The 16616-nt window shown below is 32.6% G+C and carries 14 protein-coding genes; 12 read left to right on the forward strand and 2 right to left on the reverse strand.

Features of this window, described 5'->3' with window-relative positions; all coding sequences use genetic code 11:
• Positions 1–7: 7 nt before the first annotated feature.
• Entirely contained in the window at positions 8–1252 is a 1245-nt protein-coding gene (locus tag M0M57_RS15465) for an HD domain-containing protein (RefSeq protein WP_248436767.1), read from the reverse strand.
• 125 nt (positions 1253–1377) lie between these two features.
• On the opposite strand from M0M57_RS15465, the gene porX reads away from it, so the two are divergent.
• The 12 genes from porX (at position 1378) to M0M57_RS15525 (ending at position 15593) form a co-directional block, all read left to right on the forward strand.
• Positions 1378–2931, forward strand: coding sequence for a T9SS response regulator signal transducer PorX (porX, locus tag M0M57_RS15470; RefSeq protein WP_248434002.1), 1554 nt, complete (start codon positions 1378–1380; stop codon positions 2929–2931).
• 204 nt (positions 2932–3135) lie between these two features.
• Positions 3136–3540, forward strand: a complete 405-nt coding sequence (tsaE, locus tag M0M57_RS15475; RefSeq protein WP_248434003.1) for a tRNA (adenosine(37)-N6)-threonylcarbamoyltransferase complex ATPase subunit type 1 TsaE — start codon at positions 3136–3138, stop codon at positions 3538–3540.
• Positions 3541–3826: 286 nt separating this feature from the next.
• Positions 3827–5020: an alanine dehydrogenase gene (locus M0M57_RS15480; protein WP_248434004.1), complete on the forward strand. Its 1194-nt coding sequence runs from the start codon at positions 3827–3829 to the stop codon at positions 5018–5020.
• Between the two features lie 38 nt (positions 5021–5058).
• Positions 5059–5442 (forward strand): DUF4258 domain-containing protein, encoded by a 384-nt coding sequence (locus tag M0M57_RS15485; RefSeq protein WP_248434005.1) that lies wholly within the window; start codon positions 5059–5061, stop codon positions 5440–5442.
• Positions 5443–5446: 4 nt separating this feature from the next.
• Complete coding sequence (locus M0M57_RS15490) at positions 5447–5884, forward strand: GNAT family N-acetyltransferase (RefSeq protein ID WP_248434006.1); 438 nt, start codon at positions 5447–5449, stop codon at positions 5882–5884.
• 385 nt (positions 5885–6269) lie between these two features.
• Positions 6270–6689, forward strand: a complete 420-nt coding sequence (locus tag M0M57_RS15495; RefSeq protein ID WP_248434007.1) for a hypothetical protein — start codon at positions 6270–6272, stop codon at positions 6687–6689.
• A 408-nt stretch (positions 6690–7097) separates the two neighbouring features.
• Positions 7098–8657: a T9SS type A sorting domain-containing protein gene (locus M0M57_RS15500; RefSeq protein ID WP_248434008.1), complete on the forward strand. Its 1560-nt coding sequence runs from the start codon at positions 7098–7100 to the stop codon at positions 8655–8657.
• Between the two features lie 373 nt (positions 8658–9030).
• Positions 9031–11724 (forward strand): T9SS type A sorting domain-containing protein, encoded by a 2694-nt coding sequence (locus M0M57_RS15505; RefSeq protein WP_248434009.1) that lies wholly within the window; start codon positions 9031–9033, stop codon positions 11722–11724.
• A 133-nt stretch (positions 11725–11857) separates the two neighbouring features.
• Positions 11858–12208: a DUF2200 domain-containing protein gene (locus tag M0M57_RS15510; RefSeq protein WP_248434010.1), complete on the forward strand. Its 351-nt coding sequence runs from the start codon at positions 11858–11860 to the stop codon at positions 12206–12208.
• Between the two features lie 96 nt (positions 12209–12304).
• Entirely contained in the window at positions 12305–12868 is a 564-nt protein-coding gene (locus M0M57_RS15515) for a hypothetical protein (protein ID WP_248434011.1), read from the forward strand.
• Between the two features lie 99 nt (positions 12869–12967).
• Positions 12968–14764, forward strand: a complete 1797-nt coding sequence (locus tag M0M57_RS15520) for an SLC13 family permease (RefSeq protein ID WP_248434012.1) — start codon at positions 12968–12970, stop codon at positions 14762–14764.
• Between the two features lie 256 nt (positions 14765–15020).
• The gene (locus M0M57_RS15525) at positions 15021–15593 is read left to right on the forward strand and encodes a hypothetical protein (protein ID WP_248434013.1); all 573 of its coding nucleotides are present in this window, start codon (positions 15021–15023) and stop codon (positions 15591–15593) included.
• Between the two features lie 172 nt (positions 15594–15765).
• Here the strand turns inward: M0M57_RS15525 and M0M57_RS15530 are convergent, their stop codons facing one another.
• On the reverse strand, positions 15766–16599 hold the full coding sequence (locus M0M57_RS15530; RefSeq protein ID WP_248434014.1) for a hypothetical protein: 834 nt from the start codon (positions 16597–16599) through the stop codon (positions 15766–15768).
• Between the last annotated feature and the right edge of the window lie 17 nt (positions 16600–16616).

Here is a 16616-nt window from a genome sequence, read left to right on the forward strand (position 1 = left end):
AAACTACCTAAAATTTGTTAATTTCTTCGAGTACTTTTGGAAAACAAATATAGAATTTTGTTACCGGCTTAGAGAATGCTCTGGAATTGAGTTGATCGGAAGAAATTACGATATCCTCAATGGTTCTATCTTTTTTTACAATTTTGATTGGTTGCGACTCCTTATTGTAACCCAACGTTTTTATTTTTCCTTTAAATACAAAATAATCCGTTTCTGACATAGAGATTGGATATTGTTGCAATAATTGTTCTTTATAAGATGTCAACACTTCTCTATCAAACTTTTCATTGCTTAGTTTAATTTTAAGCAAATCTCTGTTAATAATCATTTTACTTAATGAACTCAGCACAAAGTCGTCATGATATTGCCATGTTTTCAACGCACTCATAATATCAAAATCATCTAATTGGGAAAATTTTTCTAAAATTTCTACTGTAAAATCTTCTTTTTCAATTTTATTATTCAAAAAAAACAAAAGTGGTTTTGATGCATCCAAAACAATTCCTTTTTGAGAAAGTTCTTTGGCTCTTTTTAATGCTTTGGTGAGAATTAGTTCGGCCACCAAACTTGTTTTGTGCAAATAGGCTTGCCAATACATCAATCGTCTGGCCATTAGGAATTTTTCGATGGAATAAATCGCTTTTTCTTCCACAACCAAAACATCATCAATCACATGTAGCATCTGAATCAATCGATCTGAATTAATATTTCCTTCAGCAACACCGGAATAAAAACTATCTCTTTTTAAATAATCCATCCGATCCATATCCAACTGACTCGAAATCAATTGAAGCATGAATTTTCGATGATATTCTCCTTTAAAAATCTGAATGGCTAAGTTTAATTTCCCATCAAACTCCTCATTAAGCCGATTCATAAACAAAAGGGAAATTTCTTCGTGATGCACGTTTTCAACAATACTTTGTTCTAAAGCATGCGAAAAAGGTCCATGTCCAATATCATGCAACAAAATAGCGACATAAAGAGCTGTTTCTTCGTCTTGTGAAATTGAAATTCCTTTGAAACGCAATACTTCAACAGCTTTCTGCATCAAATGCATCGCACCCAAAGCATGATGAAAACGGGTATGATGTGCTCCGGGATAAACCAAATAGGACATTCCCATTTGAGAAATTCTTCGCAAACGCTGAAAGTACGGATGCTGAATTAAATCGAAAACCAATTCATTAGGAATACTAATAAATCCGTAAATTGGATCGTTAAAAATTTTTAATTTATTGGTTCGACTCACAAAGTTAGAATTGGATTGCAAATATACTGATTTTGATTTTGTATTAATCAACGATTTTTTACAATAACTTTAATACTTCCTACGTTCGATAATTGTTAAATTGCACCAAATAAAAAAACACCTTTATGGACAAAATAAAAATTCTTTGGGTAGATGATGAAATTGATTTACTCAAACCACATATTCTTTTTTTAGAAAACAAAAATTATGCTGTAACTACGTGCAATAATGGTCGTGATGCGGTTGATATATTTGAAGAAAACCAGTTTGATATTGTGTTTTTGGATGAAAATATGCCCGGAATGAGCGGTTTGGAAACGCTTTCGGAAATGAAGGAAAAAAAATCGGCTGTTCCCGTGATTATGATTACCAAAAGCGAGGAAGAAAGCATCATGGAAGAAGCCATTGGTTCTAAAATTGCTGATTATTTGATTAAACCGGTTAATCCAAATCAAATTTTGTTGGCTTTGAAGAAAAATCTAGATCATTCCCGTTTAATTACCGAAAAAACAACGTTGGATTATCAGAAAGAATTTCGAAAAATTGCGATGGATTTAGCCATGGTAAATTCCTTTGAAGATTGGACGGAATTGTATAAAAAATTAATTTTCTGGGAAATTGAATTAGAAAACATCGAAGACCAAGGATTGATTTCTATTTTAGAATCTCAAAAAGTAGAAGCCAACAGCCAATTCGGAAAATTTATTGAAAAAAATTATGAAAAATGGTTTGAAGAAAAAACAGACAAACCTGTTTTATCACACAAATTATTTAGAGAATATGTTGTTCCGGAAATCGTAAAAAAAGATAAACCTATTTTATTTGTTGTGATTGATAATTTGCGTTATGACCAATGGAAAGCATTTGAAAGTGTGGTAAACAACCATTACAAACCCGAAAAAGAAGCAGCTTATTACGCCATGTTACCAACGGCTACACAATATGCCAGAAATGCTATTTTCTCAGGTTTAACGCCATTGGAAATGGAAAAACAATTTCCTCAATATTGGCGAAATGATGTAGAAGACGGTGGAAAAAATCTTTACGAAGGAGAATTTTTAGAAGCTCAATTAAAACGATTAGGCCTACACATTAAAAGTGAATACTATAAAATCACCAATTTTAAAGACGGTAAAAAGTTAGTAGACAACTTCAAAGGATTGAAAAATAATGACTTAACTACAATTGTTTATAATTTTGTAGATATGCTTTCGCATGCTAAAACCGAAATGGAAGTGGTTAAAGAATTGGCTTCCAATGACAAAGCGTATCGTTCGTTAACACTAAGCTGGTTCAAAAATTCACCCTTATTGGAAATGATTCAGATGGCTCAACAAATGGGCTTCAAACTTATCTTAACCACTGACCACGGAACCATAAACGTGAAAAATCCATCCAAAGTAATTGGTGATAAAAACACAAGTTTGAACCTTCGATACAAAACCGGACGAAGTTTAACCTATGAAGACAAAGATGTGTATGCCGTGAAAGACCCGAAAAAAATTGGCTTACCCTCCATCAACATGAGCAGCTCTTTTATTTTTGCCAAAAATGATTTGTTCTTGGCGTATGTGAACAATTACAATCACTATGTAAGTTATTATCGAAATTCCTATCAACATGGTGGAATTTCGCTGGAGGAGATGATTGTTCCTTTTTTGGTGTTTAATCCGAGGTAGATGGAAGATGGAAGATGGAAGTTGTAATGAATGCTAATTCAGTAGCAATGAATCCTTTTTTTAATAACAATAGTTATCAAAATCTGTGTGCTGTTACCTCACCCCCAACCCCTCTCCAATGGAGAGGGGAGTCGAAACTTAAAAAAAATACTAATTTTGCAGTCTCAATTAAACTCAGTGTGCCACTAAAAGGGATAAAATAAAATGCAATACCAATTCAATTTAAGCGAAATAGAAGCCATCGCTCAAAAAATAATACATTCAAACCCAGAAAAAGTAATTCTCTTCAATGGGCAAATGGGTGCCGGAAAAACAACCTTTATCAAAGCATTATCCAAAGTATTGGGTGTTGAAAACCCAACATCCAGTCCTACTTTTTCTTTGGTTAACGAATATGAAGCTCAAGACGGATTGGTTTATCACTTCGACATGTATCGTCTAAAAAATGAAATGGAAGCCCTTGATTTTGGTATAGAAGATTATCTTTATTCCGGGCACTGGTGCTTTATCGAATGGGCAGAAAAAATTCCGAACTTAATTCCTGACAAACATAATGTCATTACTATAGAAATTTTGGAAAACGGTTATCGAAAATTAATTTTAAACTAATTTATAGTTCAACTCAACCTGAAACTTGAAACCTGAAACTTAAAAATAGAACACGGATTAAACGGATTTGCTTTGCAAAACGCGGATTTTCACAGATTTTTGATAGCTTGGCTATAATAGATTTAAGCGGATTTGTCTGTGAAACATTTTCGTTTTAGCACGAATCAACCTGAAACTTGAAACCTCAAACCTGAAACTTGAAACCTCAAACTTTTCAGAAAAAAAATAACTCTTTCAAATTCCAAAATAATTCCTAACTTAGACACTTATTTTTACAATTTGATTTATGCCCATAACACCTTTCTCCAAACAGCAATTACTTCCGCAGGAAGAAAAATTGGAAATTGCCCGACATAAAAGCGAATTATTTATCGGAATTCCGAAAGAAACTTCCTATCAGGAACGTAGAATTTGCTTGACACCGGATGCAGTCAATTCACTCGTTTCGCATGGTCATCGGGTAATGTTGGAAGCCGGAGCCGGAGAAAGTGCGAGTTATTCCGACAAAGAATATTCCGATGCCGGAGCAGAAATCACTCAAGATCCTAAAAAAGTTTTTAGTTGTCCGATGATTCTAAAAGTAGAACCACCAACTTCTGCAGAAATCGAAATGATCAATCCAAATACAATTATCATTTCTGCGATTCAATTAAAAACCCGAAAAAAAGAATATTTCGAAAAATTAGCTAAGAAAAAAATCACCGCTTTTGCATTTGAATTCATCAAAGACGATGACGGTTCCTACCCAGCCGTGAAATCCTTAAGCGAAATTGCCGGAACAGCTTCCATCTTAATTGCGGCCGAATTAATGATTAACAACCAGTTTGGGAAAGGCTTACTTTTTGGAAATATTACCGGAGTAGCCCCAACCGAAGTTGTGATTATTGGTGCAGGAACGGTAGGAGAATTTGCAGCTAAAACCGCTCTTGGTTTAGGTTCAAATGTAAAAGTTTTCGACAATTCAATCACAAAACTGCGTCGTTTACAAAACAATTTAAAACATCCAATTTTTACCTCTACTATACAACCAAAAGGTTTACTTAAAGCGTTACGTCGTTGCGATGTGGCGATTGGTGCCATGCGTGGACAAAACCGCACACCTGTTGTGGTGACCGAAACGATGGTGGAACATATGAAAAAAGGAGCCGTAATTGTTGATGTGAGCATTGATACAGGCGGTTGTTTTGAAACTTCCGAAATCACAACACACGAAAAACCGACTTTCATAAAAAATAACGTTGTACATTATTGTGTGCCGAATATTCCGTCACGCTATTCCAAAACGGCTTCGTTGTCCATCAGTAATATTTTAACCCCTTATTTAATTCAAATTGCGGAAGACGGCGGTGTAGAAAGTGCCATTCGTTGCAACCGCGGACTTAAAAACGGACTCTATTTTTACCACGGCATCTTGACCAATAAATCCATTGGCGATTGGTTTGATTTACCCAACAGCGACATTAATTTGATTGTGTTTTAGCGAATTTGTTTGTACTTTTGCCGCATTAAAACTTAGTGATGAAATTCTATCAACGTCTTGCTTTTTTTCTGTTCGGTTTATTAATCGGAGTCATTTTTCTTATTTATTTTTTAGGGGCAAAAGCCGAAGCAAGAGGTGTAACATTCTGTTATTTACCCAATTGCCGGGTATTAAAAGACATTCGCACAAAACCATTTCATTATTCCGAAGAAGCCTCAGAAGTATTGGCAGAGACGTGGATTGATACGGTTGACATCAAAAATACTTTAATGCATGGCGATGTAGATTTTGACCTAAGCAATATAAAAGAAGGAGCTGCCAAATTATATGTCATAGAAGGCAAAACAGTCGACCAAGTTGCAATTACGTTAGAAGTGCTGAACTTTGAGAAAAAAGCCGTTTTAAAATCCATCAAAAAATAACACCATGAACTGCCTCATTCGTCCCGTTACCGAAACCGATTTTGAGGCCGTTTATCAATTTATCAACGAGTTAGAAGAGTGTGTTTTTCCTAAAGAATCGCAACGTGCAATCTTTCTCGAAAACCTCGCAAATTCCAAACATATTTTTCTATTAGCCGAGATCAACCAAACTCCGGTCGGCTTTCTCAGTTGCCACGTGCAAAACCTCATCCATCACGGTGGTTTGGTAGGCGAAATTCAGGAAATGTTTGTAGATGCCAATTACAGAAGTCACCACATTGGCAAAAAATTGCTCGATGAATTAAAGACCATCGCCAAACAAAATAATCTCCTTCAAATTGAAGTTACTTCCGGCTTTAAACGCGAAAAAGCCCATACATTTTATGAACGGGAAGGATTTCCGCATACGCACAAGAAGTTTGTGTGGAAATGTAACCGTTAGTCATTTATTTAGAAGCTAATCCCGCTTTCCGCTACAAGCTTTTGCTCAAAAACCTTTTTTTCTAAGGCCCGGCAGTAGCTCCCAAGGTCGCTCTGCCAAACCAAGAAAAAATAGGTTTTCTTCACAAAAGGCTTTTCGCTGCAATCGGGGCTAGAATTATCTGCAAATCAGGATTTAAACATAAAAATATTTAATCAAATAAAAACTCCATCTGATGATTTCCAATATCTTTTGTTATATTTGATAAACAAATAATATTGGATGATTATCGTACATATCTACCCAATTTTAGGTGTGTTAGTATGATTTGTTTATACATATATACAAGTTAGGTGCAACTTTAAAGACCAAACCGATGGAAATAATTCGAGATATAATTTGTCAAGTGTACGCAGGACAAAAATCAAGAAAAACTATTGACTTAGTTTTGAATACTTTTATTCCTGAATACGAAAAATTGAATTTAGACTATGCTTCTCGACTTGATGATGAGAATTATATATTTAAAACAGAAGACGAGATGATAAATTATTTAATAGAAAATACCGGACTAGACCAGACTTTCTATTGGAATAAAAACTATGACAATCCTGACAAAATTATGGTTGGTGCTATAATAACAGCGGACGACAAACTGATTATGAGTCTGACTATTGACGGGACTGAAGAAACGGAAAGTAAGTATTTCGAAAAACTTAAAAATCTTTTGAATTCAGACATTGGAGTTATTTCATACATTAATCCCGCAGACTACGATAATGGACAAGATTTTATCACAAAATATGGACAGAACAGCAGCACCTAACAGCAGTTCCTATGTAAAGCACCATAAAGTTATCAACAACTTTGAATAAGGGTTATATGTTGGTTTTTTTCGAGTATGCTTATCTGTTCCAATGGCTTGTTGGAAAAGTTGGCAACAACTTTTTGTCCGCCGAAGGCATTGGAGTAAAAAGTTAGCTTTACTTTATCAATGATGTCACGAAAGTATTTCCTCTTTTATTTACCAAATGTAATCTAACAATTTAAAAGTACTGTCCTTTTTTTTTGGGCTAAAAAGATCATTTTAAGGCTTTTTAGAACATTTTTATTTTTGAATCTACTTTTTAAAAAAGGTTTTTATTATAACTTAAAACCAATATATTTACGTGATATTTAATTAAAATCAGTTCGGGAATGGTTTTTTAGACGGACTGACGTTAACATCAATATTATGAAAAAAATTACATTAATTATTTTTTTATTTTTTTTAGTAAAAAATTTTGGTCAAAACAATGGTTCTTTAGATCAAAGTTTCGGACCTTATTTTAGCCCAACAGTTTCAGATAAAGATGACACTTTACAAGATTTTTTAATTGATAGTCAAAATTATATTGTTTCAGTTGGTAGGACTTATCATCAAAATGCATATGATTTTGCATTATGTAGTGTTAATTCTAACGGAAATTATAATTTAAATTTCGGCAATGATGGTATTTATCACGGCACAAATGTTGTTGGTGGTAACCCAAATAAAATTGAAAAAGTAGCGAATGGTTATTTAGCAGTAGGATATTATTATCCATCTTTTGGTTCTAATCTATCATTTGCTATTGCTAAATATCTTAATAATGGAGTTTTAGACACATCTTTTGCAAATAATGGACTTTTGATAGATTCAATGTTTAATGGGAGTGATAATGCCGTTTCCGCCAAAGAGTTATCAAATGGAAAAATAGTAGTAATGGGGACAAACGTTGATTCGCATGTTAGGGTTACAATGTTAATGATTAATAATAATGGAAGTATAGATACATCATTTGGCTCAAACGGAAAGAAAATTTTAAATTTCCCAAATAATTCTAGAAGATATAGTATCAGTCAAATGGAATTAGTAGGAACAAATAAAATTATTATAGCTGGAAATAGTACTTTAAATAATACATCTGTAAATGAAAAGGATATTTTTGTAGCAAAATTAAATATTGACGGTAGTTTTGATAGTAGTTTTGGAGTAAATGGTCTGTCAATCTTAAATATCACAAATTATTCTGAAAATGTAGCTGAGTTATCATTTTATGATAATGGAGATTTTATATTAACTGGTACAATTTATAATGATAATGATTCAAATTATTCAGAAACAGTAATTGCAAAATTTAATTCTAATGGAAGTCTAATTTCTGGGTTTGGTACAAACGGTATTAAAATATTAAGTCTTATCAATTCTTCTAATTCACTTCAGGAGTTCGTCAGAACATCAATTATAGATGAAAATTTTATTTATATTGGAGGCAGTTATAGAACAACTTATAGTTACTATAATTATAATGGATTTGTTTGTAAATTAGATATTAATGGGGATTTTGTAACTGATTTTGCAAATCAAGGAATATTGAGCTTTAATAATAATATACATAGAGTTGTAAAAATTAAATTTGATAATAGTAATCTAGTTATTGGTGGAATAAACGAATATAGTGACCATGATTTTATTTTTACAAGAGTAATTAATAGCAATACATTAGATTTAGATAATTTAACTAATGATAGTGTAATTAATTACTATCCTAATCCAGTGAAAGAAAAGCTTTTTGTAAATCTTAATTCTAACGATGTTAAAATAATTGAAGTTAAAATATTCGATATTGATGGAAGAAATGTATTAATAGATAATGATATTTTACATGAAAGTCATGAAATAGATTTAAGTTTTCTTTCAAGAGGACAATATATATTACTGTTAAAAACAGATAACAATTTATTTTATAATGTTAAAATTTTAAAAGATTAAATACTAATGCTAACAGCATATTTAAGAAATGGCGGTTTGAATACTAAAAGTAAACTTTGTACATCAAAGAAAGTTAAGTACTAAAATGAAAAATCGGTTTTCAAAAACCACCACTTCTATATATGCAAACCGTTAAAACAATCAAAAATCCAATTGAATAGATTTTAGTTTTACAAAAAATAACGTTGCCATTGACACACAATTCCTTTACCTACTTTGCAACTCCTTCCCTATTTCTAAATTAGAAAATTCATTTTATAACTATGTATTTTTCAGAAAAATAGTGCTGCAAAAAGTAAGTAAAACTTTTCAACAATTAGTTAATTTAAAATTGAAAACACTACTTTTGAAAAATTTTTTAATACAAAAATCAATGAATAAAAATTACTTTTTCGTAATAGCTTTTCTAAGTTTTTTTTCAAGTATTGCTCAACAAGCCGGAGATTTAGACCTTTCATTTGGAAACAACGGCATAGTTAGAACAAATCTATGGAATGCTAGTTTTAATGTTAAAAGCCATGTTGTTCTTCCTGATGGAAAAACAATTGTAGTGGGTGAAATTAATAACGATATGGAACCAAGAGGTTTTGTCATGCGACTTTTGGCAAATGGTGATATTGATGTTACGTTTGGAACAGATGGAAAAGCCGTTCATCCATTTATCAACGGAATAAATATAGTAAAGTTACAAACAGACGGAAAAATCTTAGTTGGTAGCTCATACCTCAATGACATTGCAGTTGCCCGATATATGTCCAACGGAACATTGGATACCGGTTTTGCGTATGACGGAACATATTATAACACCAATTCAAATAATTCAAACTACTCACCAAATCCCGTTGTAGATTTAGAAATTCAATCGGACAACAAAATTGTTGCCTTGACAACAATAAAGATTAGTGATGTAAATTATTATAAATTATTCAGATTAAATTCAAATGGAATTTTAGACAATACGTTAAATGTTACAGATAATTTTGGAGCTATAGATTATCCGGTTGCACTAAGCATTCAAACAGATGGCAAACTACTTGTTTCAGGTTATTCTTTTAATGAAGCAAGTACTTCTCTCTTTATTGCTCGATATAATTCAAATGGAACTGATGATACTACATTCAATTCAACCGGAAGAAGATCTTTCTCTATAACAAATGCAACAGCTGCAAGAGTCACTGATTTGCTAATACAACCAGATGGAAAAATTTTACTTGGCGGAAAATATTATGCTAACGGCGACGCTTTGTTCATGGCTAGATTTAACACTAACGGAACTTTTGACACTTCATTTAGTGGTGATGGTTTTCAATCAGCAACTGTAGATCTGAGCAGTAACCGTCCAGGAAAAATAGCACTTCAATCGGATGGAAAGATAATCCAAATGGATACGTATTATAACAACACTACTAGTAAAGAAAGTATGTTACTGGCTCGCTATACATCAACAGGAGAATTAGATAACACTTTCAGCGGAACAAGTTGGGGTGTTTCATTTCCATTTAATGGTTTAAATGAAACAGCAGCTTGCATTTCTATTGTAGATAACAAATTAATTATATCAGGAAACGCTGAAACTTCTGTAATTGAAAATAACATGGCTTTTGCAAAGTTCAATCTAAATCCGATTTCATTTGATACCACTTTTGGAAATAACGGAAAAAAGCAGCTTAATGTACCATTTCCAACCTATGAAGAGGTTATAAAATCGGTGGTGCAATCAGACAATAAAGTTGTTGTACTTAGCAAAATATTTGTAAACAACTTTTATTATTCCGGTTTACAACGATTTAATGAAAACGGATCGCTAGACAGCACTTTTGGTTCAAATGGAAAAATTGGTTTAGGTTTTTATCTTACAGAATTTGGTGGATTGGCTGTTGATAATGCCAATAACATTCTTATATGTGGTAATACACCATTTGAAAGTAGTTTTATCCTCAGAATAACGCCTGCAGGTGCTTTAGATCCAACTTTTGGCGACCAAGGAATAACCTATTTGCCGGAAGATTTTTTAAATTTTAATCCAATAATTAAATCTATTAAAATTCAATCAGATAATAAAATTATATTGGGCGGAGGAAACAGTGTAAACCAAATTGCCGACTATTTATTAATCCGTTTAAATGCAAACGGAACATTAGATAACACTTTTGGCAATAACGGAATAAGTCAAATAGGCTTAACTAATACGTATGAAATGATTTCTTCAATTGAAGTCTTAAATGATGGAAAAATTATAGCCATTGGTCTTACTGAAGAAAATTATGGAAATGATTATCAAGCTGTTATTCTTAAATTTAATACGGTTGGTTTATTAGATCCTACTTTCAACGGAAATGGTAAATTTTTTACCGAAAAAGCTGTTGATTTCAATACGAATGGTGATATCAAAGTTCAAAATGACGGAAAAATTCTAAGTACGTTTGAATCGTTATATGACAATTTCATTCTCTATCGTTTAAACAGTAATGGAACTTTAGATAACAACTTTGGTTCTAGCGGCTATGTGAGTACGTATGTTACAGGCGATGATAAATCAGCACAAATTCATTACAACCCAACCAACCAAAAAATTACTTTAATTGGCACAACAATAACCGATGAAATTGGAAAATTTGCCTTAACTCGCTATTCCGGTAACGGAGAAACTGACTTTTCTTTTGGAGATTCAGGACAAGTTATAACCAATTTTGGACATTTTGCTCAAGTAATTTCTGCTTCACCAACATCCAACGGTAAATTAGTGGTTAGCGGTATTTTGTATGACGACGTTGCCAAAGATTTTGACCAAATTATGGCTAAATATCATTTAGAAGAATCATTAAGCCTTAATAATCCAGAGGTAATCAACGTTCAAATTTATCCAAATCCAGTTACCGAAACACTTTTTGTTCGTTTAAAAGATGAAAGTGTTGCAAATAATTATAACATTACAGACATGACCGGAAAAGTTGTTTTACACGGATCATTAGTTGTAGAACAAGGCATCAAAGTAACCGATTTAGCTAATGGCGTTTATTTTATTGCCATCGATAATTTTAAACCGATCAAGTTTATTAAGCGATAAATAAATTTAATGACTTAAATATTTTAAAAATGCCCCAAAAAGCGAACCACTCTTTGGGGCATTTTTATTATACTATATTTCATTTTATATAAAAGTATTATTTTTACAAAACAAACTTTCCAAAGAAAAAGGTATGAACAACACCAGAATCTATAAAATGTCTTTTGCTAGTGTCTATCCGCACTACATCTCCAAAGCAGAAAAAAAAGGCCGCACCAAAGCTGAAGTTGATGAAATTATTTTCTGGCTCACCGGTTACAACGCAGAAACTTTTCAAAACCACCTCGATCAAAAAACAGATTTTGAAACGTTTTTTGTACAAGCTCCACAAATAAACCCCAATGCTTCTAAAATAACTGGTGTAATCTGTGGCTACCGTGTTGAAAATATTGAAGAAAAACTCATGCAACAAATCCGCTACCTCGATAAACTGATAGACGAATTGGCAAAAGGAAGAACATTGGAGAAGATTTTGAGGAAGTAATAGATTTATAAAAAGTAGTTATAGTAACTTTAAAAACAATAAAAAGAGAGTATTTGAAATATTCAAAAAAATAAAATAATTGATTCTATTTAAACCATGAACAAAATTGAAAAATTATCGGAAGAAGAAGTAAAGACGTTGGAAAAATTATACACCAAAAACTATTATAAATTTCTTTTTAGCAGTTTAGTAACACTGTTTGTTTCTTTTCTGATTTATATTATATTCAACAGAGTTCCTGTAAAATACCTAGGAAGAAGAGGAGCTGGAAGAGGGATAAATGAAACTGTAATTGAAAACCTTGGTCATGCCATTCCAATTGGAATATTGTTATTTTTTGCTTTTATTTTTATTCTTGTTCTTAACAACGAACTAAAAATAACCAAACTAAAAAAAGATTTAAAACATAGAATCAAAATAATTGCCACATTAAAAGTAGCTGAAATTGAAAATTATGCTGATGACAAAATAAAGGATTTAAAAGAAATGGGCATAACCTCCACCAACTTACTAATTTTTAAAAGAAATCCTTTTGGTATAAAAAACTATCCTTTTAATAAATTTACGAATCCGGAAATGGTGAAAGCTAAAGAAATGAATTTAGAAATAGCTAAATTTTCTAAACACGAATTTAAAAGAAATATTGTAGTTAGAAATTAGGCCTATTCCTATTTATTAAATAATTCTGATCCCCAATTCACCCACCAAAAAAAACCAACATAATTTCCTATATTTGAAAGCATAAGTAAATCCCCATTTATGTTTTCATCCGAATTCATTTCCATATACATCACACTACTCATCATTCTGATTGGTATATTTCTGTTCGTCAAAGAATATTTCACCATCGATACGTCATCCATCATCATTATGACGCTATTCATCGTGACGGGAATTTTGGATTATAGAGAAGGTCTGTCGGGCTTTACCAACAGTGCCCCCATCACGATAGCTTGTATGATGGTGATGAGCTATGCTGTCCTAAATTCGGGTTTACTGAAAGGGTTTCGGGACATTCTAGTCAAAATTGGAAAGAAAAACTATGCCTTAACTCTCGTCGTGTTTTGTGTGATTACGGCTGTGTTTTCAGCTTTCATCAACGACTCAGCTGTGGTAGCGATTATGATTCCGATTGTGTTGCAAGTGAGCAGCAAAAGTTCGATAAGTGCTTCCAAATTATTGTTGCCAATTTCCTTTGCAGCGGCAATGGGCGGAGCCACAACCATCATCGGAACGAGTGCCAATTTAGTCGTGAGCGGTTATGCCGAAGACAATGGTTTACCGGGATTTCAAATGTTTAGTTTTGCACTTCCGGCCTTGATAATCACTTCCGTCGGATTTATTTATTTGTTATTTATCGCCCCTTTTTTATTACCCAAAAGAAATAGTTTGGTGGAAGATATGCAAAAAGAATCCAACCAATTCATTACCGAAATTATCATCAATGAGAATAGTTCCGACATCGGTAAAACCATCGCCGAAAGCATTCTCAGACAAAAATACAACGTCGAAATCATCGAAGTAAATAACCTCAACAACCGAAAAAACAAACTAGAAGAACGATGGAAATTAAAAGCCAATGACCATCTAAAAATCGTCATTCATTTTAATGAACTCAACGACATCCGACACGATAAAAATTACACATTAGAAGATGATAAACCGCTCTTTAGCGATGTTATTGAAAAAAATGATAAAGGAAATCAGTTATACGAAGCCATTATCCCCTTTGGTTCTAAACTCGCCGGACAAACATTAAATGACATTAAATTCAGAGAAAGATACAGTGCTAATGTTTTGGCAGTGAGAAATTTAAAGAAAAACAGATTTACAAATTTAGGTGACTTTAAATTAAGCGAAGGAAACGTGCTCGTAATCGATTCCTCTGCCGAATCGTTTAACGAGATGATTAAACACAAAATGCTTTTTCCACTACAAGAAATTGCGAGTCAAAAATTAGACAAACGCAAAGCCATTATTAGTGTACTCATTTTAGTCGGCGTAATTACAGCCGCTGCGATGGGAATCACCTCCATTGTGGTTGCCGGAATGGTCGGTTGTTTATCCCTTGTGGTGCTCAATGTCTTGAAACCCCAAGAAGCCTACGACACCATCGATTGGAAAGTAATTTTTATGATTGCCGGTGTGTTAAGTATGGGAACCGCCTTAGAAAAAACAGGAACTTCCAAAATCATAGCCGACTTTTTAGCCACTAATCTCGGTAATTTCGATTTACACATTACATTAGCGTTCGTCTATTTAGTCACACTCATTGCCACCAACATCCTCTCCGGAAAAGCGGCGGCGGCATTAATGGCACCCATCGCCATTCAGTTTGCAATCAGTATGGAAGTGAACTATCAACCGTTCCTTATCGCCATTATGTTTGCGTGTGCCTATACGTTTATGACGCCCATTTGCAACCCAACTAACACGATGGTCTATTCGCCCGGAAATTACACTTTCAAAGACTATATCAAGGTCGGTTTACCCCTAAACATCATCATTTGGATCGTAGCAGTATTTGTGATTCCGTTGTTTTTCCCGTTTAAGTAAAGACTTTTTTTTAGAAGCTAATCCCGCTTTCTGCTACAAGCTTTTGCTCAAAAACCTTTTTTTCTAAGGTTTGGCAGGGGCTTCCGTTGGTCGCCCTGCCAAACCAAGAAAAAATAGGTTTTCTTCACAAAAGGCTTTTCGCTGCAATCGGGGCTAGAAATCGTGCCAAAAAAGAAATTCAATACTAAAGAAATCATTTTTTGAATTCAATATTTTTCTTATAATTAAATTTTTATCTTCGCAAAAAAATCAAAAAATGAAAAATAAGATTATTCTATGTGTACTATTTCTTTTAGCTAATGTTCATTTACACGCTCAATTCATAAAAGAAAAATCAATCGAAGCTTCTATCGGAATTGGGTATAATTCTCCTAATGACGACGTCGATATGAATGGTTCAGGATTTTTTTTGCAAGGAGAATATATATTAAAAATTGCCTCTTGGATTGACGTTCGACCTTATGCCGGCTTAATTCTGGTTGAATCAGAATCGGAACCAATTGAACCTAATAATATCGTGTATAAAACAACCTCAAATGCCTTTTTAATTGGTGGAAAAACCAGAATTAATGCTCCTATTCCCTATTTTTCTCCATATTTTGAAATAGGAATTGGTGCTTCCATAGGTTCATTTGAAACGTTCACCCCCTTTACAAACATAAAAAAAGAAGGTATCGCAATGCATATTCCACTCTCAATTGGCGTAGCATTAGGACGTAAACATAATTTTGATTTAGGTTTTACCTATTACAGTCATCCCAATTTGAAACAAGTTTGCGGAGCAGCTGCAATCGGAATCACGTTTCCGTTAGAAACCAAGAAAAAATAGGTTTTATTCACAAAAGGCTTTCTCCCGAAAACTTCAGAACATTCGGGGCTATGGAATTGTGCTTATAATCAACTTAAAAATTATGCTAATTTAATAATTTATCACTTTTCAAATAATAATCTTTTCAACTTGTTTTAATTCTGATTCTCTTAAAAATCTTTTTGATTATATCTTACTGTTTGATTGTTCGAGTAGTGTAAACCTTGATATATTTATCAATTAAATCAGGTTTTATCTTTAATCCATCAATTTTATGTTCTATCTTATGTTCAAGAAAAACAATTACTAAAAAATTACTTTTATAATTATTCCCATTCATTTTACGATTTTCCACATAACAGGATTGAATATCATTCCATGAAATAAAATTTTGTTTTCTAATTTGAATTCCATTTATATTCATAATGATCTCAGGTTCTTTTTGTAATAGTATTTTAACCGAAGAAATCACAAATAGAAGTCCAAATACAAACAATAAAATTAAATTGATAAATTCAAAATTAAATTTGAAATAGGAATATATTGCTGAAAAAACAAAGCCTAAACCAATAATGAAAAACAAAACTGAAAAAGGTTTTGAAATAAAAATTTGAATTTCTTTAGGTGTAGATAAGTCGTCATAATATTTATCTTCAACTTCAAATTTTTTTTGAATGTAATTTATTTTCTGAATATAAATTAAATCTTTTGAAGTTAACTTTTGGTCTAGGATAAAATTATTTGTAATAAAATCCAAATCAATTGCTTTTCGTTTGAGTTCATGTACATGATTTACAGACTCAAACGCCCAAATTTGCCACCTTTTACTAGCATATTTCCAATAGATTTTCATTAGGAAAAATCCAGAAATTATTCCTCCAAATAACCCAACAGCAAAATGAATTTTAAAAAATGCAACCGATAAAATACCTAATGCTACAAATAGAAGAAGGATAAATAATTTAAAAAAAACAATAGTGAGTTTGCCTTTTAAAATAGCCTGATCTACTGTAAGTGCTTCCTTCATTAACTATTCTTTATACT

Origin of the sequence: Flavobacterium azooxidireducens, assembly GCF_023195775.1 — a bacterium.
Classification (GTDB): Bacteria; Bacteroidota; Bacteroidia; order Flavobacteriales; family Flavobacteriaceae; genus Flavobacterium; species Flavobacterium azooxidireducens.

Bases quoted from the DNA above. Each gene is read 5' to 3' on its own strand.
- M0M57_RS15520 (WP_248434012.1), top strand. From the start codon at position 12,968: ATGTTTTCATCCGAATTCATTTCCATATACATCACACTACTCATCATT.
- M0M57_RS15510 (WP_248434010.1), top strand. From the start codon at position 11,858: ATGAACAACACCAGAATCTATAAAATGTCTTTTGCTAGTGTCTATCCG.
- M0M57_RS15505 (WP_248434009.1), top strand. From the start codon at position 9,031: ATGAATAAAAATTACTTTTTCGTAATAGCTTTTCTAAGTTTTTTTTCA.
- M0M57_RS15480 (WP_248434004.1), top strand. From the start codon at position 3,827: ATGCCCATAACACCTTTCTCCAAACAGCAATTACTTCCGCAGGAAGAA.
- M0M57_RS15500 (WP_248434008.1), top strand. From the start codon at position 7,098: ATGAAAAAAATTACATTAATTATTTTTTTATTTTTTTTAGTAAAAAAT.
- M0M57_RS15530 (WP_248434014.1), bottom strand. From the start codon at position 16,599: ATGAAGGAAGCACTTACAGTAGATCAGGCTATTTTAAAAGGCAAACTC.
- M0M57_RS15485 (WP_248434005.1), top strand. From the start codon at position 5,059: ATGAAATTCTATCAACGTCTTGCTTTTTTTCTGTTCGGTTTATTAATC.
- tsaE (WP_248434003.1), top strand. From the start codon at position 3,136: ATGCAATACCAATTCAATTTAAGCGAAATAGAAGCCATCGCTCAAAAA.
- M0M57_RS15525 (WP_248434013.1), top strand. From the start codon at position 15,021: ATGAAAAATAAGATTATTCTATGTGTACTATTTCTTTTAGCTAATGTT.
- M0M57_RS15515 (WP_248434011.1), top strand. From the start codon at position 12,305: ATGAACAAAATTGAAAAATTATCGGAAGAAGAAGTAAAGACGTTGGAA.
- M0M57_RS15490 (WP_248434006.1), top strand. From the start codon at position 5,447: ATGAACTGCCTCATTCGTCCCGTTACCGAAACCGATTTTGAGGCCGTT.
- porX (WP_248434002.1), top strand. From the start codon at position 1,378: ATGGACAAAATAAAAATTCTTTGGGTAGATGATGAAATTGATTTACTC.